Annotated in this window: 18 protein-coding genes; 10 read left to right on the top strand and 8 right to left on the bottom strand. The window is 52.1% G+C overall.

All coding sequences use genetic code 11. The annotated features are described in order from the left end of the window. Positions 1 to 15 precede the first annotated feature (15 nt). The gene (locus tag ACZ52Z_RS06365; protein ID WP_464269914.1) at positions 16 to 612 is read left to right on the top strand and encodes a nitroreductase family protein; all 597 of its coding nucleotides are present in this window, start codon (positions 16 to 18) and stop codon (positions 610 to 612) included. A 13-nt stretch (positions 613 to 625) separates the two neighbouring features. Beyond that, on the top strand, positions 626 to 1021 hold the full coding sequence (locus tag ACZ52Z_RS06360; protein ID WP_464269913.1) for a PGPGW domain-containing protein: 396 nt from the start codon (positions 626 to 628) through the stop codon (positions 1019 to 1021). A gap of 51 nt (positions 1022 to 1072) precedes the next feature. Here ACZ52Z_RS06360 and ACZ52Z_RS06355 read toward each other — a convergent pair whose 3' ends face one another. After that, positions 1073 to 2329, bottom strand: a complete 1257-nt coding sequence (locus tag ACZ52Z_RS06355) for a TIGR03790 family protein (RefSeq protein ID WP_464269912.1) — start codon at positions 2327 to 2329, stop codon at positions 1073 to 1075. Between the two features lie 206 nt (positions 2330 to 2535). Between ACZ52Z_RS06355 and mutY the strand changes: the two genes are divergently transcribed. After that, entirely contained in the window at positions 2536 to 3627 is a 1092-nt protein-coding gene (gene mutY / locus ACZ52Z_RS06350; RefSeq protein WP_464269911.1) for an A/G-specific adenine glycosylase, read from the top strand. Between the two features lie 174 nt (positions 3628 to 3801). After that, a complete protein-coding gene (locus ACZ52Z_RS06345) occupies positions 3802 to 5316 on the top strand; it encodes a sigma-54 interaction domain-containing protein (protein ID WP_464269910.1) in 1515 nt (504 codons plus the stop codon). Positions 5317 to 5427: 111 nt separating this feature from the next. On the opposite strand, the gene ACZ52Z_RS06340 is transcribed toward ACZ52Z_RS06345, so the two are convergent. Further along, entirely contained in the window at positions 5428 to 5556 is a 129-nt protein-coding gene (locus ACZ52Z_RS06340; protein ID WP_464269909.1) for a hypothetical protein, read from the bottom strand. Positions 5557 to 6195: 639 nt separating this feature from the next. Between ACZ52Z_RS06340 and ACZ52Z_RS06335 the strand changes: the two genes are divergently transcribed. Continuing rightward, positions 6196 to 6927, top strand: a complete 732-nt coding sequence (locus tag ACZ52Z_RS06335) for a PEP-CTERM sorting domain-containing protein (protein WP_464269908.1) — start codon at positions 6196 to 6198, stop codon at positions 6925 to 6927. Positions 6928 to 7298: 371 nt separating this feature from the next. Here ACZ52Z_RS06335 and ACZ52Z_RS06330 read toward each other — a convergent pair whose 3' ends face one another. The 5 genes from ACZ52Z_RS06330 to ACZ52Z_RS06310 all read right to left on the bottom strand — a co-directional run bounded on the left by ACZ52Z_RS06330 (position 7299) and on the right by ACZ52Z_RS06310 (position 14713). After that, the gene (locus ACZ52Z_RS06330; protein ID WP_464269907.1) at positions 7299 to 7511 is read right to left on the bottom strand and encodes a hypothetical protein; all 213 of its coding nucleotides are present in this window, start codon (positions 7509 to 7511) and stop codon (positions 7299 to 7301) included. A 94-nt stretch (positions 7512 to 7605) separates the two neighbouring features. Further along, positions 7606 to 7959: a hypothetical protein gene (locus ACZ52Z_RS06325; protein WP_464269906.1), complete on the bottom strand. Its 354-nt coding sequence runs from the start codon at positions 7957 to 7959 to the stop codon at positions 7606 to 7608. Beyond that, positions 7946 to 11539, bottom strand: a complete 3594-nt coding sequence (locus ACZ52Z_RS06320) for an RHS repeat-associated core domain-containing protein (protein ID WP_464269905.1) — start codon at positions 11537 to 11539, stop codon at positions 7946 to 7948. Before ACZ52Z_RS06320 ends, ACZ52Z_RS06325 begins: the two co-directional genes overlap by 14 nt. A 36-nt stretch (positions 11540 to 11575) precedes the next feature. Beyond that, positions 11576 to 12160 (bottom strand): hypothetical protein, encoded by a 585-nt coding sequence (locus ACZ52Z_RS06315; RefSeq protein WP_464269904.1) that lies wholly within the window; start codon positions 12158 to 12160, stop codon positions 11576 to 11578. A 183-nt stretch (positions 12161 to 12343) separates the two neighbouring features. Beyond that, complete coding sequence (locus ACZ52Z_RS06310) at positions 12344 to 14713, bottom strand: hypothetical protein (RefSeq protein ID WP_464269903.1); 2370 nt, start codon at positions 14711 to 14713, stop codon at positions 12344 to 12346. A gap of 519 nt (positions 14714 to 15232) precedes the next feature. Between ACZ52Z_RS06310 and ppnN the strand changes: the two genes are divergently transcribed. Further along, positions 15233 to 16603 (top strand): nucleotide 5'-monophosphate nucleosidase PpnN, encoded by a 1371-nt coding sequence (gene ppnN, locus ACZ52Z_RS06305; RefSeq protein ID WP_464269902.1) that lies wholly within the window; start codon positions 15233 to 15235, stop codon positions 16601 to 16603. A 27-nt stretch (positions 16604 to 16630) separates the two neighbouring features. Beyond that, complete coding sequence (locus ACZ52Z_RS06300) at positions 16631 to 16876, top strand: hypothetical protein (protein ID WP_464269901.1); 246 nt, start codon at positions 16631 to 16633, stop codon at positions 16874 to 16876. 20 nt (positions 16877 to 16896) lie between these two features. On the opposite strand, the gene ACZ52Z_RS06295 is transcribed toward ACZ52Z_RS06300, so the two are convergent. Continuing rightward, entirely contained in the window at positions 16897 to 17376 is a 480-nt protein-coding gene (locus tag ACZ52Z_RS06295) for a hypothetical protein (protein ID WP_464269900.1), read from the bottom strand. Between the two features lie 612 nt (positions 17377 to 17988). Here ACZ52Z_RS06295 and ACZ52Z_RS06290 point away from each other — a divergent pair. From ACZ52Z_RS06290 to ACZ52Z_RS06280, 3 genes are all read left to right on the top strand, one after another. Then, positions 17989 to 20778 (top strand): PKD domain-containing protein, encoded by a 2790-nt coding sequence (locus tag ACZ52Z_RS06290; protein WP_464269899.1) that lies wholly within the window; start codon positions 17989 to 17991, stop codon positions 20776 to 20778. Positions 20779 to 21133: 355 nt separating this feature from the next. Beyond that, a complete protein-coding gene (locus ACZ52Z_RS06285) occupies positions 21134 to 21844 on the top strand; it encodes a LuxR C-terminal-related transcriptional regulator (protein ID WP_464269898.1) in 711 nt (236 codons plus the stop codon). A gap of 215 nt (positions 21845 to 22059) precedes the next feature. Then, complete coding sequence (locus ACZ52Z_RS06280) at positions 22060 to 23643, top strand: PKD domain-containing protein (protein WP_464269897.1); 1584 nt, start codon at positions 22060 to 22062, stop codon at positions 23641 to 23643. The last annotated feature ends 1 nt before the right edge of the window (position 23644 follow it).

Raw genomic sequence — 23644 nt, 5'->3', positions numbered from 1 at the left:
GGCAAGCGAAGCGATATGGAGATACAACAACTGGTTCGACAGACGCGGACTGTACGGCGTTTTCAGGAGCAGCGGGCTATCAGCCGGGCAACCCTGGAAGCGTTGGTAGATGCAGCGAGGCTGAGTGGCTCAGCCCGCAACGCCCAGGTGCTCAAGTATATGGTGCTTACCGAAGAGCACCAGCGGGAGCGGCTTTTTCCGCTCTTGGGCTGGGCCGGATACCTGGCGCAGTGGAAGGGGCCGGCTCCCGGTGAACGGCCGGCGGCCTATATACTGTGCCTGCTGGACCGGGATCTGCTTATCGGCACGGAAAACGAGGCCCATTTTGACTGCGGGATTGCCACCCAAAGCATGCTGCTTGCAGCAGCGGAGCAATCTATTTACGGATGCCGTATTGGTGCCTTTTCCCGAAATATCGATGAGGTGCTCGGTATCTCCGCTCCTCTGCAGGTGATGCTGGTCCTGGCCCTTGGGTATGCGGCCGAGCGAGTGGTGCTGGAGACAGTGGATGAGAGCGGCAGCGTGCGATACTGGCACGATGAACGGAACGGGAACGTACACCATGTGCCCAAACGCTCCCTGGATGAGGTGCTGGTGAGCCCTTCACAGTAGGAGGCGGGGTACCGTGTCTGCCCTATTGCTTTTCCAGGTACTGGGGGTGCTGTCGCTGCTGACCTTTTTCGGCAGTCTGCTGGCAGTTCCCTGGTTGATCAATCGTATGCCGAGCGATTATTTCCAGCGCCATTGGCGGCAGCTGGCCGCCAAACAGCGGGAGCATCCGGCGCGTGCCCTCGCCCTACTCATCGGGCGTAATATGCTCGGGCTCGCCCTGGTTGCGGCCGGGGTGGCCATGTTGTTTCTCCCCGGACAGGGAGTGCTGACCATCCTGATAGGGGTGTGTGTGATGAATTTTCCCGGAAAACAACGGCTGCTCCAGCAGGTGGTGAAGAAAAAGCGGGTGCAACGGACCCTGAACTGGGTTCGGCGCAAAGGGGGAAGGCCACCATTTCGTTTTTCCTGAAGCTCCCCCTGACCACACCAGCTGTTGGATTCTGGCTGGAAAAAAAGAACGTTATTGCGCAGCAGGCGAGGGTGTCGGCTGAAACGGCAGGTACAACGGATCGCCAACCATCACCATCTGCCAGGAGAGAAACGGAAGGCTTATCAGGTAGGTCTCGCCTACGGTGAGGTAGCCTTCCGTGAGTTTACTGAAAAAGATGTCAGGAAAAGGAAAGGCCTGGACATAGGGTTCATACACCGGGCCGATGACCACGGCGGCACCCTCCTCCAGCATCCGTTTGCACCACACCTGGGAAGATTCCTGCTTGAGGGTGACGCACTCGCTGCTGGCAATGTGATACCCGACTGCACCTCGGGCCCAGCCAAAGACATCTGTGTATTTTCCCAGGCTGTACCAGCCGCAGTAGAGAGCAGGGCTCGGGCACTCGCCGGGTTGAAAGAGCGCCCCCTCTTGATTTTGCACTACCGACAGCGAACCGGCGGTGGCAAGGCGTTCTGCTGCCTTATGGATGGCGGCATCGTAGAGGGCATAGCCGCTAAGTTCTTTTTCTTTTGTTGGCGGCGGCCAGCGGGCGTCAAAGCAGGCTTGGCCCTGCAGGCCCTGGTGTTCGGTGGCGATGGTGTCGTCTATGATGCGTCGCACTGTTTCCGGCCGAGGTCCATCCAGGCGGCTGACTATCAGTACCTGGTCGCGCTTGAGCAGTGTTTTCTGGCGTTGAAAGCCCAGGAAATAGGGATTGGGGAGCCAGCTGTCCTGCGGATAGTCTCCACTGAGTACCAGGGCAAGCTCCGAGTCCACCGCTGCCCTGGTATCGGTTCGTTGCAGGAGCTTGACTTGCAGCTTGAGGGATTCGATGGCTTCCGTAAGCCCCCGTTGTTCCAATTTTTGTGCTGTCTGCAGGTGTTCTTGTTTTTGTTTTATCTCCTGCTGGAGTAGGTTGACTTCTTCTTCCCCGTCAACGTCCAGCAGGGGCGGACGGATTTTAAGGGGAACCCCGTACATGGTCACCAGGCAGCGGATCCGTTTTTGACCACGCAGCTTTTGTACCGCTTTTTTTACTGGTTTGGCTATAGTGTCTTGGTATTCCTCCCTGCTGCAGGACTCCTCCCCTGTGGTGCGGATACGTACCAGGTTCTCCTTGGGGATGTTGCGCTGCTGCATGTAGTATTTTGCCAGAGACAGGCTGTCGTTAGCCCGGGTATTGGCGATTACCACTACTTCGTCTGGGATGAGGGCAAAGGTGGGCGTAGGGGAAATGCGCATCAGCAGGAGAAGGAGAATGAAGGGGAAAAATGTGCGTAAATGCATGGGTGACTGTGAAAATATCTCTTGGATGATCGCTCAGGCCTGAAGCCGTGACCGCGTAGAGGCAGCATCTTTGTATTGAATAAAATGAGTTTACCTCAGGCAGCAACGGAAATGAAGCAAAGCTTCACCTCACCTGTTTAAAGACGTCCCCCCCCCCGGCTTTGCGCCATTACGCGTTTCCAGACTATTTATTTTTGAAGCAAGGAATGGATAAGAAAACAATACATCAGTTGCAGCAGCATCTGCTCGCTTGGTTCCGTGAGCATCAACGTCCGCTTCCCTGGCGAGCGGGCTATGACCCCTACCATGTGTGGATATCTGAAATCATGGGCCAGCAGACCCAGATGGAGCGGGTGGCCGAATATTTTTCCCGTTGGATCGAGCAGTTCCCCACGGTCGAGGCCATTGTCCGTGCCTCGGAGCGGGATATTCTCAAGGCCTGGGAAGGACTGGGCTACTACTCGCGGGCCCGCAACATTCAGCGAACCGCCGGGCTGTTGATGGAAGCCCATGAGGGCCGGGTCCCTGCAACGCGGCAGGCATTGCTGGAGTTGCCGGGAATCGGCCCCTATACCTCAGCCGCCATCCTTTCCATTGGATTCAACCAGCCGGTGCCTGTGCTTGATGCCAATGTGGAGCGGGTTTTCGCCCGGCTGGCTGATATTGATACCCCGCTAAAGGAGGCTGGTACCCGCCGGCAACTGGAAGCCCTGGCGGAAACGCTCCTCTATCGGGAGGATCCCCGTCATTGGAATCAGGCCCTGATGGAGTTCGGCGCCCTGGTGTGTACCCCGAAAAATCCTGACTGTCCGCATTGTCCGGTTCGCATGGATTGTGTAGCCTTTGCCCGGGGGACGGTGTCCGAGCGTCCGGTTCCGCGGGCAAAAAAACAACTGATCGACATCACCATGGCCTGCGCCATCCTGCGTCGTGGGGAACTCTTTTTTATTCAGCAGCGTAAAGCCGATGATATCTGGGGTGGCTTGTGGGAGTTTCCCGGAGGCCGTCTCGAGGATGGGGAAACTCCTGAGCAGGCGGTTGTCCGTGAGGTGGAAGAGGAGACCGAGTGGCAGGTCAGCAACCCCGTACCATTTCACACAGTAGTCCATTACTACACCCGTTACCGGGTGACATTGCACAGTTTCTGGTGCGAGCTCTCTGATGATCCTGGTGCGCCGGTGCTTCATGCAGCAAATGATGCCGCCTGGACAAAACTTTCTCTGTTAAGTGAGTACCCTTTTCCTGCCGGTCATCGGAAACTGGTCGAGCGCCTCCAGCAACAGGAAATTTCCGGATAATGGGTAAAAGTACCTATTGGCAGTTTGTATAATATTTTTAGTAGGATATGTGATAAAATTGGGTATTTTTTTCGATTTACCGGAAAAAAATTGTTTGAGGGGTAAATACATGCTACTATAAGTACAAATAATTTAATTATCATATAACATCTCCCTCATTGATTTGGTGAATTTTTGACTAATAATACGCTCTCAACTGTAGACGCTCAAGAGGAAGTTCATCGTCTCTCGACCAACTGGAGGGCTTTGCTCGATGCCATGCCAGAGATGGTGGTTCTTGTTAATGGAAACTGCTCTATTGAATACATGAACCCCAGTGCACGTCGACATTTTGCTGTCAATAGCATGGAGGAGGCCACTCTGGATTTTTCAGTCATTGGGCTTTGTCAGCTTGGTGGGGGAGATGAGGTGCACCACCCTTCATCCGAGCCGAATGGAGAGGTAAAGGAGGCCATAATCGGCACGACCCCGGTGGAGTATTCATCAGCCCCCTTTGTCGGTTATACCGGGGAGCAACTGATCATGCTGATTATGCGTGATATCTCCTCGCGTAAGGCGCGTGAGGAGGAGCTGCGGATGTTTAATCATAACATTGAGGACATCCTCCAGCAGAAGATTGCCGAACTCAGGGAAAGCGAAGAGATGCGTCAACGTCTTTCCCGGCAGTTGAACAGTCTCAAGAGCCAGTTGGGGCACCGCCACGAGGCCGACAAGATGATTGGCTCTAGCAGGAAAATGCGGGAACTGCGGGAAATGATTTTTCAAGTAGCCGGTTCCGATGCCACCATCCTTATTACCGGTGAGTCCGGAACCGGCAAAGAGCTGGTCGCCAATCTGATCAAGGCCACCAGCGGCCGGGATGATAAACCCTTTCTCAAGATCAACTGCAATGCCATTAACGACTCGATCCTCGAGTCAGACCTTTTCGGCTACGAAAAAGGGGCTTTTACCGGAGCGACTGCTCGCAAGGTGGGTAAATTTGAGATCGTTAATGGCGGTACCATCTTCCTCGATGAGATAGGAGATATCAGTCCCCGAATGCAGGCCTCACTGCTGCGCGTACTCCAAAATGGAGAAATTGTTCGGGTTGGCGGAAATGAACCGGTTCAGGTTGATGTGCGGGTTATTGCCGCCACCAATGTGGATCTGGCAACTGCCGTCAAGGAAAAGAAATTCCGGCTCGACCTCTACTACCGGCTCAACATCATCAATATCGATATGCCGCCCCTGCGAGATCGCAAGGAAGACATTGTGGAACTGGTATCCCACTTCGTCAACCATTACCGGGAGGCTTTCAAAAAAGAGATCGATTTTGTCCCTAAGTCGATCATCAACCGGTTACTGCTCCACGACTGGCCTGGCAATGTGCGCGAATTGGAGAACCTGATTCAGCGCGCGGTCCTGATGACAAAAGGAAAGATGATCACCGAGAAAGATCTCTTTTTCGATCAGAATCTTGATGATCACCAGCAACAACGAGGCGGCATCAATATTGACGAAAAGTTGGGAACAGGTTCTCTCAAAAGTATCCTTGCCGAGTTCGAAGGCGATATCATCACCCAGGCTTTGCGTAAGTTCAGCGGCAATGTCGCCATCGCTGCAGATAAACTCCAGATCGGCAAAACCGCACTTTACGATAAGATGAAGCGGTATGATATTTCAGCAAAACAGATCAAAAAAGAACTCTAGGAAATTCCGGGTTTCGGTTTAAGTTTTAACTCAATCAGTACCTGCGAGTTATTGATCGGAGTGTTTTTTGCATAATGCTTTTTATGCAGAAACTAAAGGTCAACCAACCTATCATTTCGCCTGATAATGCATCGCTCGTCGGAGAACCAATGTGTTGTCGGTACTGGTCTGCATCGACGAGGAGTTGTCGAGTTGTTCACGATGGGTTGTTTCTTCCCTCCAGAGAATATGTAACTGCATATTGTACCAGCGGTTTTTTTTCTTCCTGCAATTATTTTCAGCAGCGTCTTGCTGAGTAGCAATTTTCTCCTACCCACCAACCTGATTTTGAGGGGCGTAGAAAGTGCCCTTGAGGAAAATTCCGGGGAAAAGTCCGATTTTCCGGAATTCCGGAGTTGCGTGATGGATAAAAATGGGTGTAGTTGAAGAGATATCCGGTGGGCTTGAGTGATTGAAAGGGGATCAGCGGATGGGGTTGGTTTTTCCTGAGGGCCTAGATCAATTTTCAAAAGAGGGTGGTTTTTTACCAGGAGAAGGCGCGTGGTTTCGGGGGAGCTGGCTTTCAGTGAGGCTGTGCCTCTTGTGGGGCAACGTTTTTTTTCGGTTTGTAGAGGAAGGGTTCTCTCTTTAGGGTTTTCCATTTGCAGATTGCATGTGCTTCCTTCGCAGCACGGGTAAACTTTTTTAGGTCTATTATTGGCCTTTTTTCCGTTCATATTGACCGTTGATTTTTTGGTAGTGCGCATGTGGCATAAATTATGCATCTCAGTAGAATAGTAGAAAACATTTGATCAGGCCGGGTGCAAGCGGATTGTTCATCTTTAGACCAGGTATTATCATCAAACGTTGAACTTTGATAATTAAATGAGGGAGAATGGAATGGAAAAAAAATTATTTAAAGGCGCTCTGGTTACTCTGATCGGTACGGGTTTACTCGCGAGTAGTGCTTTTGCGCTCCCGTTTAACGACAGAGATACTCAGATTGCTATCATTGACGGCGGTGAGCCGTCGTTACAGAGCATACTTGATGGTTTCACGCAAAATAATAATGATGTATTAGCTATTGGCGATCAGCGAGAAGAAGCTATTTGGACGCCAAGTGGGGATGGCGACTCAGATGCATACAGAGTGGCTTTGTATGCTGGCAACCCCCATCAGTTCGGCATTTACTCTTTCACCGATAATACGAAAGAATATACTTTTGATACGCTTACCACTACAGGGGCATCAATCGACTTTCAAATTGATGTAGATGGCGATCTGTGGGTTAATGGTACAGAAGAAATACTGGACTTTGGCAATAGCTTCGGCTTTTACATTAAAAAAGATAATAGCTACGCTTATACTGAGGACGACAGAAACACTGGAAGAGCCCTTGCCTTAGCATACAATCTGGAAGGTATTACATATGAGTATGGTATGGGACCATTCCAGGGCACAGGAGAAGCCGATGATTGGCTGCTCGCATTCAACGAAGGACCAGACTTCGATTTTAACGATGGTGTCTATCTCGTTGAGGATATCAGCGCCGTCCCTGAGCCAACCACAATGGTGCTTTTCGGAGTAGGCCTTGCTGGTCTTGCTGGAGCAGCCCGTCGAAGACGACAGTAAGCAGTAAGTAAAATCTCAGTACAAAAAACCCACTAGCATGGAGCTAGTGGGTTTTTTTGTTTTCTTGCGGGCTGTTTTTTTCTCCACTTCCATTCAGGCTGAGCCGGCCGAGGCCTGTGATTGTTTCCTTAGTAGTGTTGGTTCTGGGGTCCCTTCGACAAGCTAAGGGTGAGGGCGGTAACTGTATAGCCGTTGGTCTTTGTGGTTGTGTTTAGGTCTTCATTCCCCGGATTGCGCAGCCTTTGTCACTGTATGAAGGATGCTAGCAGTGAAGTGGTGTTTGCTGTTGTCGTGTACTGCGCATCGTCCTCTCCAAAGTTTTTGAAATTTTGAGAAGAGAGTGTTTTGATTAATCGGGTTGTATTCTGGAATTAATATGCTAATGCGGCTATCACCACACAAGCAAGGAGTAATACACAACCAATATGAAATAAAAGTTTATCTTTTTTATCAAGTTCGGAAAACAGCTTTTCAGAAAAAAGCCCGCCCCATAATGGCAGCTTTTTTCTCAACTGAATTGTTACAAGACATATGCCGCCAGCAATGGCAAAAAAGATAGCAAGACACATAGCAAGATACATCATTGCATCGCCAAAAATTTTTTATATTGCAGAGCCGTTGACGAGCGCTGGGTGAACTGGCGAGGGGGCTGATTGAGGATGCTATTGAAAGTAAAAGTCAATTGTTATTTATTAAGTATTTCTTGTGTAAAATGTAATTTGTAATAATAAGCATAATCGATATTAAAAAGGCTAGAAAAGGTCTAAACCATAAAAAAGAACAAAATATTTCATAAATAGTTATATGAATAATTTCATTTTTTTTTATTTTTTCATTTTTTTCTATTTTATTGAAAATATATTTTGCAATAAATAGTAAAAATATAATTGAAAAATAAAATAATAAAGCTGAAAGTGATAAAATTCCTCCAAAAAAAGGTGCTGATGCATAAAGTATAAAAATAATAGAAAGTAGAAATATTGATACGTTTAGAACTATTTTCAATGGCCATATAAATTCAATTTTGCTCACAAGTCCTATCCTCCAGGGATTCAATTCCGTCTTTTATTCGTGTGTATCCAGAAAAAACCAATGACGGAGAGGAAATTAAAAAAGGCTGGGCCATTAACCAATATTGAGGCCCGGAAACGATTAATGCTATTCCTGCAACACCATTTGTTAAGCCGATTCCTAATTCTACGCCTCCAATAGCAACTTGCGCAATGGGTGCCGCAAGTTTTGATTTCGGAAAGACCATTGTTAGATCCGGTACAACTAATTCCAGTCCTTTCGGGTCAGAAAAATTAACAGGATTCAAATTCGCATACGCATACAAATTCATCCCACCCTCCAACCCAATAGGATCAGCAGAAATATACCTCCCCGTAGCAGGATCATAGTACCTATTCCAATTGTAGTGTAAACCGGTTTCTTCGTCAAAGTACTGGCCCGGGAAACGGAGGTTGTTGGTGACGGTTTCCTGGAGGATCTGGGCTTGGCCGAAGGGCAGGTATGCTGCCTGCCAGGCAATGGTGCCGGTGGCGGTGATCAGCTGTTGTGGGCTGCCGAGATGGTCGTTCAGGAAGTAGTAGATGCCTGGAGCGGTGTCGTACACCTTGAGGGCGATTGGCTCGTTGCCGATGTAGATATATTCGCGGAGTGGGGTGCCGTCCGACGTTGTTTCCGCAAGGAGTAGCCCGTTGGTATCGTAGTGGAAATGAACCGTCTGGCTGGTTGTTGCTTTGTATATCCTTCTATTGTGCACGTCATAGCCGTATTCAGCAACCAGGGTGGATCCCTGTTCCACGCGGGTGAGTCGGTTGAGACCATCGTAGGTGTAGGTAAACCTGCCGTCTGAGATGGTGTTGCCGACAGGATCCTGCGTATAGGTCTTTTGCAGGTTGCCGCTGGCCCATGCAAGCTGGTTGGTTCCTTGCTTGTACGTATAGTTGACTGTTGCGTCACTCGCATTTGGTGAAGGCAGGTTGGTTATGCCTGTTACGTGCCCTTCAGGGTCGCGGGTGTAGGTTCGATGCAGAGAGCCAGTGGAAATTTCAGTCAGGTTATATCGTTGGTCATAGGTCCGGTTGAGTGGTACCTCGCCCAGAACTGCATGTGTAAGCGGTCCAAAAGGGAGGTGGGTAACTGCGCTGATAATGGTCTCGCCGTCTACGGTGATGGATTGTATGCGTCCATTGTCCCCTCGCGAGTACGCAACCTGCATGCCGCTGGGGTAGGTAAGGGCCTCCAGTTGGCCGCTGCTGCTGTTCCAGTCGTATGCAATGGTATATGAGGTTGCATTGATGGTGCGTGTATCGCTGAGAGGTTGTCCGTTGAGGTTATAGCTCAGCGTCCGTTGGCCAAAATTATCGATTGTTCCCGTAAGACGACCGGTGCCATTTGGACCAATGTCATAGAAAAAATTGTCCGTAACGCCGTCGGTCCGTCGACTGGCCAGCCTGTTCAAGCTGTCATAGGCGGAGTGAATAGTTCGTCCGGCGGCGTCTGTGCTGGTGATAAGATTGCCTGCTTGGTCGTACTCGTAGGTAGTCTCGCCTGTATCAGGTGCATTACGGGCAATCCTTCGTCCCAGGTCATCGTAGGTATATCGGGTGACCAGGTTGAGCGCGTCGGTGAACTGAACCAGGTTGCCTGCCGAGTCATATGCATAGCCGACAGTTGCCCCTGCTTCCTCACTTGTAACCATTCGGCTGAGTTGGTCGTAGCTCATGGTGGTCTGGAGCCCGGTTGCATTGACCCTCTGCACCAGGTTGCCGAGAGCATCATAGGTGGCTTGGTGCAGGTCGCCGCCCGGCATGATCATTTTGCTCAAGCGGCCCTGTTCATCGTAGGCAAATCCTGCGTATCGCTGCAGCGTACCGGCCGGATCGTACACCTCCTCATCGGTTTTCTGGCCTTCCGAGTCGTAGGTGTAGTGGATGGAGTTGCCGGAGTTGCCGGCTATTTCTTCCAGCAGTCCTGTTGGAGCGTAGGTGTAGGTATAGCTTTGCCCTCCGGGATAGGTGATACCGGTGATGTCGCCCGCCTTATTAAAGGTGTAGCTGGTGACTAAGCCTCCCTGTGCCTGGGAGACAAGGTTGCCGCTATCATCATAGGTGCGGGTGATCGTGCCGCCGTTGGCGTCGACTATTGTGGACGGCATGCCCAGAGCGGTGTAGTTCGCATAGGTAATGGTATGTCCCTGGCAATTGGTCATGGTATGGAGCTGGCCCCGATTGTTTCTCTGGTCGGCGTTATTGGGGTAATAGGTGATGGTCAGGGTGTCGTCAATACCTGTTCGTGGTCCATCGATGGTGAGCGGTTGGCCAGTGCTATTATAGGTGTACGTCGTGGAAATAGACAACGGGCCATCTTTATCGTAACCGCTGGTAGTCTTACCCAAAAGGTTACCTGCTCCATCATAGGTGTAGGTGAACAGTTTTTCCTCATCAACACCGCCAACCGAGGGTGCAGCATAGGTGTTCAGTTTGCCTGCTGCGGTATAGGTCCTGGTGGTTGTTCGCTCCAGCGGTGTGCCTTGTGCTTCTGTCATTGTCAGCAGGTTGCCGTCAGGATCATACGTGTACTCGGTTACAGCGCCGGCGGCGTTGGTGGCAGAGCTCATTTGGCCGCGATTGTTGTAGGTGTAGGATGTGTCTGCCGACGAACCGCACGAAGAGCATCCCGGGCCGATAAAGGAATCGACCAGTGCTTGGCCATTCTTGGCCGTCAGGCGATAGGTGGTCGCCTGTCCCAAACTGTTGGTGACGGTGCGTTCCCACGCACCGTCATAGGCGATGGTCGTCGCCTTAAGGCCGCCCATCAGCGCGATACTGGTCACCCGGTCTTCGGCATCATAAACGGCTGTGAAGCTGCGCCTGTTCTCCTGGTCGATTCTGCCGGTCAGGTTGTGGGGATCATTGGGGTCATCATAGAGGTAGCTGATCATTGAACCATCAGGCCTGGTCACTGAGGTCAGGTTGTCGTCTTCATCGTAGGTAAAGTGGAAGCTGCCTGCCGGACTGGTCACGGCAGCGAGTCGGCCTGCGGTATAACTGAACGCCAGGGCCTGTCCGAAGTTGGAGGCGATGCCGGTGAGCTGGTTTGCTGTATAGGTATAAGTTAAACGATTGCCGTTGGGGTCCATGCTTTCCAGCAGGCGACCATCGGCGGCATAGGTCTTCCTCTTGCCGCCAGGCAGCCTCAACCGGTACTGATCTCCAACCGCAGTTACTGTCTGTCGCCTTCCGGTAAGTGATTCCCACAGACCTTGCTCCTTCATGGCAAAAAAAATCGTCTGTCCATCAGGGGCCACCATATGCATGCTGTCCGCGCCAACAACTAACCGTTCGTTCAGGTTGCAACTCCACCCATAGCCCAGCAGAAAAACTTCTTCACTCTGGCTGTTGTAGGTTCGGGTAAAAATCACTGGCAGGCCTGGCCCACCCAGAGCAATATCGGTTTCCTGGTGGTATTTGTTGCCAGTGGCAAAGTTGACCTGGTGCTCAAACAGGTAGGGTTGCGATGATCCGTTGGCGGTGGAGCTCACATGGCAAAGCAGCAGACCCAGGAGGAGGGAAAACCATTTTTGTTGATAAGCTGTGGTGTGCATAATTATCTGTGGATAGAGGGAGTGAAGAAGAAGAGTTTACCGGGGTGATGCATTCAGTAGGCACCTTGGGCCGCCCAGCTCCCTGCAGTAGCCGTTGCATGCCTCAGGATCGAAGCTGCTGATCATCAATTCACTGCCGCATTGCTTGACCAGGGCTGCATATTCATCAGTACAGGTCGGGCACCCGGTGGAAAGTTCAGGGTCGGCAGCCGCGCAGTCCAGGCAGTCAGGAAAGCCGTCACCGTCACTATCCGTAAGCTGGTTGGGTGCTGTGCAATACTGGTTGAGTGCCTCTGTGACATAGACCTGCGAAGTGGAGAGCTCGGTGACTTTTTTACCGGCAATGCGACCAGTAAAATTTTTATAAACAGCAATAATGTGGCTGCCGCTGGGGTTGGAGAGCACTTTATATCCTTGACTCTGGTGATAAGAGATTACGGATGCCGGCGACATAACCATGTCGCCATAGGAGGCGTATTTTTGGATGGTTGAGCCTGCGCACCTTATCGGGTCAATCAGGTACCTGACGGTGGTGTTGTTTTCATCATGAGTGAGTCCTTCGGGCGGGCAGGATGCCGCAAATATCTCCATGCCGATTATGTTGATATAATTACTGCCCACAGAACATCTGCAATCAGCGGAGGCTGCTGACCAGCAGAAAAATTGCAGAATGGCTGCTGTGAGCACGGCCGGGCCAAGGGGTGCGATCTTTGTGTTGTTCATGGTGATGAGGGCGTAATAATGTGGTTGTTTGGTTTGGTTGTCTGTTGTTTCATGGTTAATTGGCGTGGCATGCGCATCCGATTATGGCTGAGGCATCCGTGCATGTACCCGAATGTCGTCAACCCTGCCGCTGCCGCGGATGAGGAAGGCGTCGATGGACAGCAGTTCATTGGTCGGTTGCACATCTCGCAGGTCCTGTTCCAGGTCGCGAACAATTGAGTACCAGCTGCCGTCCGTTACCGAGATACCCAGGCCATGATGGATATAGGTCCCGTCTCCCAGCTTGTCGATATCAACCGGGGTGTAATAAAGGTAGCGGAACCCTTCGCTGGTCTGAACAGCGATGTAGACCACGAAATGTTCTGTGGAGCGTATGGACCATTCGATCAGCGGGAACTGCTGAATATTCCAGTTGCTGCCATCCTCATTGCGCAGTCGGAAGCCGTTTGCCGTGCCTGAGCCGCTCAAGGCAATCACCCGGCACTGGCGCTCCTCGTCATAGATGTTGCTTATGAGTGCACCTTCGGGAGTGTTGTCGTAGACCTGCCAGCCAAGGGTTGCTCCGTCCTCAGCGTCCTCAAGGCACATTGACAGGGGATAGGACGCGGGGTCGAGCGGGTCGGTTCCTTCCGCTATTTCCAGCCCATCAGCTATGCCGTCATCATCAGCATCGCTATCCAGGAGGTTGATCATCCCGTCGCCATCAGCGTCCTGGTCCCAGGCTTGCCCCCAATACTCAAGCTCTTGCCAATCATCCACACCGTCGCCATCAGAATCGGCCAGATAGGCATCCGTGCCATATAGCTGCATCTCGTTGCGGTCGGTCAGCTCATCGCCGTCAGAATCAAGCGATTCCGGAAGTTCGCGATGCACCCGGATATCATCGACCCGTCCGCTGCCGCGAATGAGGAAGGCGTCAACCGAGAGGAGCCTGTTGCCGGGCTGTGCCTCCTGGAGGTCGTACTCCAGGTCGCGGACCATGGTCTGCCAGGTGCCGTCTTTTGCGTTTGTCCCGAGTCCGTGGTGAATGTAGGTGCTGTCACCCAGCGTGTCGGTATCGACCGGAGTGTAGTAGAGGTAGCGAAAGCCCTCGGTGGTCTGGGCAGCAATGTAGATGACGAAATGCTCGGTAGAGCGCATTGACCACTCAACCACCGGAAAATGCTCAAAGCCCCAGTCGCGGCCATCGGCATCTCGCCGTCGAAAACCATTGGCCGTTCCCTCTCCGCTGAAAGCGACGACCTGACTTTGGCGCTGCTCATCATAGACCGTGGCAATAGTTGCGCCTTCAGGGGTATTGTCGTATATCTGCCAGCCGAGAGTGTATGCGTTTTCTCCATCTTCCACAGTAATGGCTGCGGGTGCGGATGCCGGGTCGAGCGGGTCGGTTCCTTCTGCTGTTTCCAGGCCATCAAAAATACCGTCATCATCAGCATCGCTATCCAGGAGGTTGATCGTCCCGTCCCCATCGGCATCCTGGTCCCAGGCCTGCCCCCAGTACGCCAACTCTTCACCATCGTTCAGTCCGTCATCGTCGGAATCAGCCTGGTAGGGATGAGAACCATAGAGCTGCATTTCATCACCATCAGCAAGGCCGTCCTGGTCTGAGTCAAGCATCTCTGGAATCTCGCGCAGCACCTGGATGTCGTCAACTCTGCCGCTGCCGCGAATAAGGAAGGCGTCAACTGAGATGAGCCTATTGTCCGGCTGGGCCTCCTGGAGGTCGTACTCCAGGTCGCGGACAAAGGTTTGCCAGGTGCTATCTTTGGCGTTTATCCCAAGTCCGTGGTGGATGTAGGTGCCGTCACCCAGTTTGTTGGTATCAACCGGGGTGTAGTAGAGGTAGCGGAACCCGTCGGTAGTCTGGGCGGCAATGTAGACCACAAAATGCTCTGCATAGCGCATGGACCATTGGATTACCGGATAGTCCCGGTTGTTCCAGTTGCTGTCGTCTGGGTTGCGCAGCCGAAAACCGTTGGCAGTACCGGTTCCGTTCAGGGTAATTACCCGGCTTTGGCGGAGTGCATCATACACGTTGCCAATGGTTGCACCCTCCGGGGTCTTGTCGTACACCTGCCAGCTGTTGGTCGTACCATCTTCACCATCTTCGTAGGTGATGAAGTTCGGTCCTGTGGTGGTCTTGTGCATGCGATTGCCATTGAGGTCGTAACTGAAAGCGATGGTTGTTCCATCAGTAAAAACTGCACGCTGCAGCTGGTGACGACTATCGTAGAAATACTGTACTGCGGCCAGGGCAGGTGCCTGCACCCCTGCAACAAGAAGGGCCGTTGCGCATATCCGGAACACGCAGGAGCGGAAGTGGCAGGCACGTATGCAGGAAGGGCTACGGCGAAAAGAGCACTGCCCGGTGTAAATGCAGTTTATGCTGAAGCAAAGGGAGGCAAGAAGGCGGGTGGCAAAAGGGGGTTCTGGTTTGTGCGTGCTATGCATGGCGTTGCTCTCTTCAACAGGAGGCGTTGAGTGATTGAGTGTATTGCAGCTTTTTGATTTAAGTTGCAAAAAAGTAATTAAGTGGTCAAGCTCTTTTTCGGCAACCTCTTAAAAGCGCCTGCAGCACAGTAAATAAAAATTATGATCAAGAAACGGTGACAGCTGCAATTAGTAAAATATTTTACATTTCAACCCCTGCCTGCGCCCGTGTCACCAGAAAAAATCATCTTCCAGCTGCCTTCTGAGTGGGTAAGGGGAGGAGAGAAAGAAAAGGTGAAAAGCGCTTTGCCTGGACAACGGTTGTGGTACAATGAACGCGACCTGGCCGTCAGTAGCGCGAGCCAGGTCTTTTCTGCGGTTGCTCTCCAGTGCGAATTCTTCATGTGCAGCTCAGACTCATTCCGTAAGCGGTCAAGGAGAGATTGCGCCGCTTGAGACAGCCATGGAACGCACAGATTGCAGCGCCGGGATGACGCAGCAAACAAGCCCAATAACCATTCTTTATTCTAAGGAACCTGCATGCCACACTCTGTACTGGATGCCTGTATATCGCCCAACGGCCACCTGGATGTCCTCTCTCGCCTGGAAATCAGTAAGCTGCTCGATACCAGCCGAGGTCCGCTTTACCCGCTTTTCCGCAGCTGCTCGCTGGCCGTGCTCAACTATGGCGAATACCTTGACGACGGCAAGGAACTGCTTGAGCGGTTCGCCAGTTTTGATATTGAGGTTATCCAGGAGGAGCGGGGGATTAAGTTGGACCTGAAAAATGCTCCGGAACTTGCCTTTGTCGACGGTGAAATGATACGGGGTATCCGCGAGCATCTGTTCGCGGTCCTGCGCGATATCATCTACGTGGATGATGAGATTAACAATAATCCCAAGTTTGACTTGCAGGAAACCGGCGGCATTACCAATGCAGTGTTTCATATCCTGCGCAACGCCAACATCATGCGTCCCCGTACCAACCCTCGGCTGGTGGTCTGCTGGGGCGGTCATTCCATTCGGGAGCACGAGTATGACTATACCAAGGAGGTCGGCTACCAGCTGGGTCTGCGCGGTATGGACATCTGCACCGGATGCGGCCCGGGCGCCATGAAGGGGCCCATGAAGGGGGCGGCCGTCGGCCATGCCAAGCAGCGCAACTACACTGGCCAGTACCTGGGCATTACCGAGCCGGGCATCATTGCTGCGGAATCACCTAACCCGATCGTCAATGCCCTGGTCATCATGCCGGATATCGAAAAACGGCTGGAGGCCTTTGTCCGCACCGGGCATGCGGTCATTGTCTTTCCCGGCGGCGTGGGCACGGCCGAAGAGATCCTTTATCTGCTGGGCATTCTCATGGCGCCGCAGAACAAGCACATGCCCTTTCCGGTTATATTCTCCGGACCGCCAAGCGCTGCCGCCTATTTTGAGCAGATTGACGCCTTTATCGGTGCAACCCTGGGCCCGGAAGCCCAGGAGCGCTACACCATCGTCATTGACGACCCGGTTAAGGTGGCGCTGATTGCCAAGGAGGGCATTGAGCGGGTGCGCCAGTTCCGCAAGCTCAATGATGATGCCTACTATTTCAACTGGCTGCTCCATATTGATCCGGAATTTCAACACCCCTTTGAGCCGACCCACGAGAGCATGCGCAACCTGGACCTGTCCCTTAAGCAGGATAAATACCAGCTGGCGGTCAACCTGCGGCGGGCCTTTTCCGGCATCGTTGCCGGTAACGTCAAGGACGCCGGCATTCGCGCCATTGAAGAAAAAGGCTTGTTTGAACTCCATGGGGATTGCGAGGTGATGGACCCGCTCGATCAGCTGCTTTCCGACTTTATCGATGCAGGGCGCATGAAGCTTGCCTCCCAGTCCTACTCGCCCTGTTATTCGCTGCAGTCCTGAGCCCCCCAACCATTGACGAGGTGGCCTATGTATGATGGAAAATTTATCGATAAGCCCCAGGCAGAGCAGCACCGGTACGTGCAGGAACAGTTTGTGTGCAAGGAAGGGGAAGGGTGGTTTACAGCGGAGGGCGAGTATGCCGGAGCAACGGTGGAAGATGTTGTCCTGGCCCTGATCGACCTGGAAGATGCAGCGATCAACTCCATCGGCGACTGCATGAGCGGCTTCTGCGTCACTCCGCCCACGTTGACCGATTTCGTCCGCAAGCCATAGGCTGGATAGATCTGCTTGATTTACTGCTGTTGGTGGTGCACCGCGCTGTCTTTAATGATGGCAACCAGCTTGGAGTCCGGCGCATAGGCACTGTGGGTGAAGCATTCTTGAAAGGTGGGCAGTGTTTCCAGGAGCAGCCGGTAAAAGCTGCTGTCATCACCAGGCGAGAGTGACTGCCCCTCAGTGGGAATGATGGCCTGCGGGGTTGCTTCAATCTCTCCGTCAAGCAGGCGAAAGGCAGTCATGAGCACGCAGTAACTGTCGCTGATCGTCTTTTTTTGGTAGGGCTCCCAGCGCCTGACCAGCTCGTGAATGATGGAAGTGACCACTTCCTGAGGGCCGGGGAAAAAATCTCCCTTGCCAAACACATTGGCAACCACCAATCGCAGTTCTTCGGTATCGATGCTGCCCATTTTGGCCTCGGTGAACTGCAGCACTTCCCGGTTTTCCGGGATAATGGCCGATTGCTCTTCGCCGATAAGGTAAATATAGTTTTCCATAAATGCTCCTCAACTGTTTATAGCTTAAGGGAAGGTGCGATGCAGGGGGAGTGTAACCAAAAAACCAACCGCTTGTACTTATAGCGCGGACAAACCGGAATAGCAAATCTGGAATGGTTACTGGTTCGTGTTGTTTCTGCCGCCTTTACCCTCCTTTTGGTGGCTATACCTCCCCTCTGCCTGTTCCCGCTCAACGATTCCTGTCTGCCAATCATACTTCTTAGCTGCCCTGACCCCCCTCTATCCGGATCTGCGTCTACTCCCCAGGCAACCCCTGTCCAAAGCTGCACCCAGCCCGCTCACCCGCTCATCTTACGCTTGTCATAGGGTGAGCAGAGCAGTCCAAAGCTGCACCAAAAGCGCCACCTTCAATAGTCTGCAAACACCTATCGACAAGTGCCTGGTATGCGTGCGGGAAGAGCAAAACGGTATAAAAGGTAAGATGGGTTACGAAAAAGTAATTAATTTCGGAACGTTTTTTCACGTAATATTATGAAATTATTGTAGATTTTTTCTGGCGCGCAGGTGGAACGAAATATGAAAATAGCGGTAACAGTGCCAAATAGCATCCTCTCGGCTCATGAATAATCGTAACAAAGGGGAAAGCATTTCATGTGTAACCGCATCGCCATCACATTTCTCGCTCTTATTTGCTGGGGGTACGCCACTGCGGCTGCCGCTGTAGATTGTTCCATTAATGTCGACTGGGGATATGCTCCGCCTGACCAACCGGCGGTTACGGGTTTTCGGCTTTACCAGGAAGGCATCCCGGTTTGCGAGACCCATAACCCGGACGCTACCACCATGGACTGCACGTTAACTTTGGTAGAAGAAACGACCACTTTCACTATGGTGGCCCTTTTTGCAGACGGCTCTGAGAGCGATCATTCCGAACCGTACCTGTTTTCTTTCGATGGAGAAGAGCCAACCCAACCAGTGGACCCGCCGGTTGCTTCCGCCCCTGTAGCGGAGGTGGTGGCAAGTACGCAGGAAGGCAGCGCTCCTTTGACTGTGAGTTTTGATGGTTCCTCCTCATCCGGCCAGATCGCCTCCTATGGCTGGGATTTTGGTGATGGAGCCGCAGCAAGTGGCAGCAATGTTGCCCACACCTACACCCTTCCCGGCAGTTATGCATCCAGGCTGACCGTTACAGACAGCGACGGCAACATGAGCAGTGACACTATCACCATTACCGTTACCGAGGCACCTGTCACCAATACCGCCCCCAAGGCAGTTATACTCTGTCCCTCAACAGGAACAACCTCTACCGCCATCGTGTTTGACGGATCAGGTTCAACCGACACAGAAGGGACCGTTGCCAGCTATGAGTGGAGCTTTGGTGATGGCTCGTCAGCCAGTGGTGAGCAGGTCACCCACACTTTTGCCACTGCCGCTACCTACAGTGTAAGCCTGACGGTTGCAGACAGTCAGGGAGTACAAAGTACCACCAGTCTGCCGATCATTATTACCGCACCTGTCGTAGAAACCAATCAGCCGCCTCAGGCTGCTGTGAGTGTGTCTGCCGCATCAGGGCAGGCGCCGTTTACTCTCACCCTGAATGGCTCCGGCTCCTCAGACAGCGACGGCACCATTGAAACCTATGCGTGGGACTTTGGTGACGGAGATGTCGGCATCGGTGTTGCTGTAACCCATACCTATACTGCTGAAGGAATATATACCGCCACCCTTCAGGTAACAGATAATAAAGGCTCGACAGCATTTGCCAGTACCACCATCACCGTTGATTCGGTCCAGGATGATCCATCGCCTGGCATAGAAGTAGGCGAGGTCACGGTGAATGGTGAGTGGAAGCGGGTCGAACTGGAAAAAATGTTCGCCGTTCCCATCGTTATCGCCGGCCCGCCAACCTACAATGGAACTGATCCGGGTGTGATCCGGCTGCGAAATGTTGATCAGACCGGATTTGAGATCAAGTTTGAGGAGTGGGATTACCTGGACGGCAGCCACCTTGATGAAACCGTGAGTTACCTGGTGGTTGAAAAGGGAAGGCATAGCATCAACGGCAGCATCATTGAGGCTGGCTCCATCACAGGGACAACGACCCTCACTGCCCATAGTTTTGATCAGCCATTCGCCTTTCCGCCGGTGGTGCTCACCACTGTTGCCAGCGAATCCGCAACGGACACCATAGCTGGAAGGCTGCAGGATGTGACCGGCGCCGGATTTGCCTACGCTTTCCGCGAGCAGGAACTGCATGAAAATATTCATCCTGCAGAAACCGTGCATTATGTCGCCCTGCAAAAAGGAGGCTGGACCATGGGCAACATGAGTCTTGAAGTAATCACCACTGCGGAGGATGTTAACCACGGCTGGAAAGGCGTAACCTACCAAAACACCGGTGAACAGTTGCCCTTCCTCTTTGCTGACATGCAGACAACCAATGGTGGTGATACTTCCGCCCTCCGTGTAACCAACCAGGCCAAGGGGAGTTTCCAGGTCAGGGTGGAAGAAGAGCAGTCGCGAGAGAGCGAAACAGGGCATACAAATGAGGTTGTAGGTTACCTGGCCATAAGGGAGCTGAGCCAGGCTCAAGAAAACAACCAGGCTGATGCTGACAACACCGCTGTTGAACCAGTTGAAGAGAACCACCTCTCTGCCGTGGAAGTAGGCGAGGTCACGGTGAATGGTGAGTGGAAGCGGGTCGAGCTGGAAAAAATGTTTACCCACCCCATCGTTATCGCCGGCCCGCCAACCTACAATGGGGGTGATCCAGGTGTGATTCGGCTGCGAAATGTTGATCAGGCCGGATTTGAGATCAAGTTTGAGGAGTGGGATTACCTGGACGGTAGCCACCTTGATGAAACCGTGAGTTACCTGGTGGTTGAAAAGGGAAGGCATGTCATCAACGGCAGCATTCTTGAGGCTGGCACCATCACAGGCACAACGACCCTCACTGCCCATAGTTTTGATCAGCCATTCGCCTTTCCGCCGGTGGTGCTCACCACTGTTGCCAGCGAATCCGAAACGGACACCATAGCAGGAAGAATACAGGATGTGACCGGCGCCGGATTTGCCTACGCTTTCCGCGAGCAGGAACTGCATGAAAATATTCATCCTGCGGAAACCGTGCATTATGTCGCCCTGCAAAAAGGAGGCGGGGTCATGGGCAATATGAGTTTTGAAGTAATCACCACTGCGGAGAATGTTAATCACGGCTGGAAAGGCGTAACCTACCAAAACACCGGTGAACAGTTGCCCTTCCTTTTTGCTGATATGCAGACAACCAATGGTGGTGATACTTCCGCCCTCCGTGTAACCAACCAGGCCAAGGGGAGTTTCCAGGTCAGGGTGGAAGAAGAGCAGTCGCGAGAAAGCGAAACAGGGCATACAAATGAGGTGGTAGGTTACCTGGCCATAAGGGAGGTGAACCCAGCCCAGTAAGACGAGAAGACTGGAATTGGTTCGTTGGTTATTCCCCCCCTCGGTTTTACCGAGGGGGGGGGCTAGCTTGCCACCGGTGGGGAGCCAGAGTGTGTATCCAAAAAAAAAATCCAGAAATGACATTTTTTTATTACAAACCTGTCGTTATTTGCACGCATCATTACCGTGTTTCATGGGGGTAGCCCTTGAAGCGCCTGCGCTTACATCACTTTTTGTGTGCCTGGTTTCCGCAAATGCGGAATGCAAAAACGGTGGGGTGAATTGACCAATCCATAGATAATTGCTATAAAGAAGTGTTCTCATATTGTACTAACATGCTGAAACAATATAAAATGTAACACATTGTGGCACTCTCATGCTGTTTGAACGAGTCTTCATCTGGGGACCCAATCCCTTTACCAACAAGCTTTTTGCTAGCCAGGTGTACGGGCTATCCGGTATTGACCCTGTTTGTATTAATAAAGATGAGCAGATCAATGCGCATTTCTTTGATGATAACTGCATTGTCTTTTGTGATTGCGATAAGAAACCCATTGATTCCTACTGCAATCGGCTCATCAAAAGCTCCGGCATCAACACGCATAACCCTGCTATCGCTCTCATGAATGTAGATAGAAAAGTCGAGGTGATGCAGGATTTTATCCGCTACCCGATTCGTGGTGTGTTTTATACCTCCGACGATTTTGAAAACATCACCAAGGGGATAGACAAGATAATCCAAGGGCACTACTGGGTCACTCGCGACTTACTGGTGCAAAGCCTGGAGATTATGCGCAACCAGAAAAATGGTAAGCAAGCGGTGCTCGAAGAGCCGCTCATTACCAAACGGGAAATGGAGATACTCCAGCTGATCGTTGCCGGCTTTTCCAATCAACACATTGCGGATAAACTTTTTATCAGTTCGAATACGGTAAAAACCCACGTCAGTAACCTTTATAAAAAGATTGGTGCCACTAACCGGGTGCAAGCCATTCTCTGGGCCACGGAAAATATTAACCAGCGCCAGGATATTCCTAACAGTATGGTTTCTGCGGATCTGTGTCCTGCTGAATCCAGCATCTTGTAGAATTGCAATGACCATATTGTTTGCCCAGAAAAAGAATTCTCGATGGCTGTTACACACACTGAAAAATGGTCTGCTCTTTTATTATTTTTCGAAGGATAAATAGCGAAATCAGGCGCAATAATCCCCGTGAGGCGACTTGCCTGACGTGAAGCCAGTTTCTAACCAGGAAAACGCGTTAATACCAGGCAGAAAAGCCGGAGCAAAGGGCAGGCAGTATGAACGGCACTCAACACTCCCATTCGCACGGCTTGTCTTCCTGCCCCCGCACCATTAACCAGGCACTCAGGATGAAACACCCGAAAGCAACAGCAACACGCCACACCATCCTCGCAGCCACAGGATTTGCCTTCGGTTTGCTGTGGAGTATATTAGCATTGCCCACTTGGGCCGTTGCAAAAGACTATACCTTTTCCTGGACTCCGAATACGGATACCATCGAAGGGTACAGGCTCTACTACAAAAAAGGCGGTGAACCTGCTCCACCTTTTGACGGCCAGGACGCAGAAAACGGGCCATCCCCCATACGCATCACAGACCCTGCCGCCTCGAGCATTACCCTCACCGGACTGGAAGACAACACCACCTACCATTTCGCCCTGTCCGCTTATAATGGTGCAGACGAAAGCGATCTGACAGGAGCTATTTCAGTCTTTTATACCCCGGCATACCAGGTCACAGCCCATACAAGAAATATCACCTTTACCTGGGAAGCCTCCCCAGCCGATATTTCACAACGTAACTTTTACCTTAACAGCGACCTGGTTTGCTCGACCCAAGATACTTCAGTAACCTCCCTCACCTGCCCTGTGAACATCGTTCCGGAAACCATGATTTTCACAATGACAACCGTTACCACGGAAGGCACAGAAGGAGAACCTGCCAACCTTTTCACCCTGGACCCTTTTGCCTACCCGGATCTCTTTGCCTGGCGCCTTGGCCATTTTACCTGGCAATATGACAACGATACGTCCAGCATAAACCGTTTTCGCCTCTACCAGAACGACCAGTTGCTCTGTGAAACCAGCGACGCAAACGCCAGAGAGATGAGCTGCAGCCTGCTGCTCGAAGATACAAACACCTTCACCATCACCGCAGAAGGTTTTGATGGAACGGAAACCACGCTTTCCGATAATTTCACCTTAAGCGTGAGCCCCACAGAGACAGCGACTGAAACCCTGCACGCCCAGATTAGCACCTCAGCAACCCAGGGCACCACCCCCCTGCAAGTCAATTTTTCTGCAGACTCCTCTCAGGGGGCCATCACGAGCTATGCATGGTCGTTCGGCGACGGCAACACATCCAGCGAAAGCAACCCCTCGCATACCTTTACGGAACAAGGCGAATTCAACGTCACCCTGACCATCTCTGATGAACAAGGGAATTTCGCCAGTGCCACCACCGTGATAACGACCCTGCTCGAGGAGACAGCGGCAGGTGGCACTGAAAAGGGCCCTACCATAACTTCCATAACAGCGGTTATCTCCTCTTCGACCTCTGTGGAGGAGCAACCCCCCTCTGAGGAGCAGTTCAGTGAGACCTCCACCACTATAACGACCACCGGCGGAACAGAAAAGCTCTTTACCTTTACCTGGGACTTGCCCGATGACACTACTGCCACAAGCTTGCGTTTTTACCTGAACAACGAGCTTCTGTGCGAAAAAGACACGCCGCCGGACACAGGGACACTGAGCTGCCAGGGCCTGGCCCCGGAAGGCCCCCTGACGCTCTCCATGACAACCATAAACTCTGACTCTACGGAAACTGAGATTTCGAGCTATGTGTACGATAACTCCAACTAAG

Source organism: Desulfogranum aggregans (assembly GCF_055398265.1).
This window is presented reverse-complemented; position numbering and strand designations above follow the sequence as displayed.

Excerpts from the sequence above, each read along its gene's own strand:
- ACZ52Z_RS06365 (WP_464269914.1), top strand. The coding sequence starts at position 16 with ATGGAGATACAACAACTGGTTCGACAGACGCGGACTGTACGGCGTTTT.
- ACZ52Z_RS06355 (WP_464269912.1), bottom strand. The coding sequence starts at position 2,329 with ATGCATTTACGCACATTTTTCCCCTTCATTCTCCTTCTCCTGCTGATG.
- mutY (WP_464269911.1), top strand. The coding sequence starts at position 2,536 with ATGGATAAGAAAACAATACATCAGTTGCAGCAGCATCTGCTCGCTTGG.
- ACZ52Z_RS06340 (WP_464269909.1), bottom strand. The coding sequence starts at position 5,556 with ATGCAGTTACATATTCTCTGGAGGGAAGAAACAACCCATCGTGAACAA.
- ACZ52Z_RS06335 (WP_464269908.1), top strand. The coding sequence starts at position 6,196 with ATGGAAAAAAAATTATTTAAAGGCGCTCTGGTTACTCTGATCGGTACG.
- ACZ52Z_RS06330 (WP_464269907.1), bottom strand. The coding sequence starts at position 7,511 with ATGATGTATCTTGCTATGTGTCTTGCTATCTTTTTTGCCATTGCTGGC.
- ACZ52Z_RS06320 (WP_464269905.1), bottom strand. The coding sequence starts at position 11,539 with ATGCACACCACAGCTTATCAACAAAAATGGTTTTCCCTCCTCCTGGGT.
- ACZ52Z_RS06310 (WP_464269903.1), bottom strand. The coding sequence starts at position 14,713 with ATGCATAGCACGCACAAACCAGAACCCCCTTTTGCCACCCGCCTTCTT.
- ppnN (WP_464269902.1), top strand. The coding sequence starts at position 15,233 with ATGCCACACTCTGTACTGGATGCCTGTATATCGCCCAACGGCCACCTG.
- ACZ52Z_RS06300 (WP_464269901.1), top strand. The coding sequence starts at position 16,631 with ATGTATGATGGAAAATTTATCGATAAGCCCCAGGCAGAGCAGCACCGG.
- ACZ52Z_RS06295 (WP_464269900.1), bottom strand. The coding sequence starts at position 17,376 with ATGGAAAACTATATTTACCTTATCGGCGAAGAGCAATCGGCCATTATC.
- ACZ52Z_RS06290 (WP_464269899.1), top strand. The coding sequence starts at position 17,989 with ATGTGTAACCGCATCGCCATCACATTTCTCGCTCTTATTTGCTGGGGG.
- ACZ52Z_RS06285 (WP_464269898.1), top strand. The coding sequence starts at position 21,134 with ATGCTGTTTGAACGAGTCTTCATCTGGGGACCCAATCCCTTTACCAAC.
- ACZ52Z_RS06280 (WP_464269897.1), top strand. The coding sequence starts at position 22,060 with ATGAACGGCACTCAACACTCCCATTCGCACGGCTTGTCTTCCTGCCCC.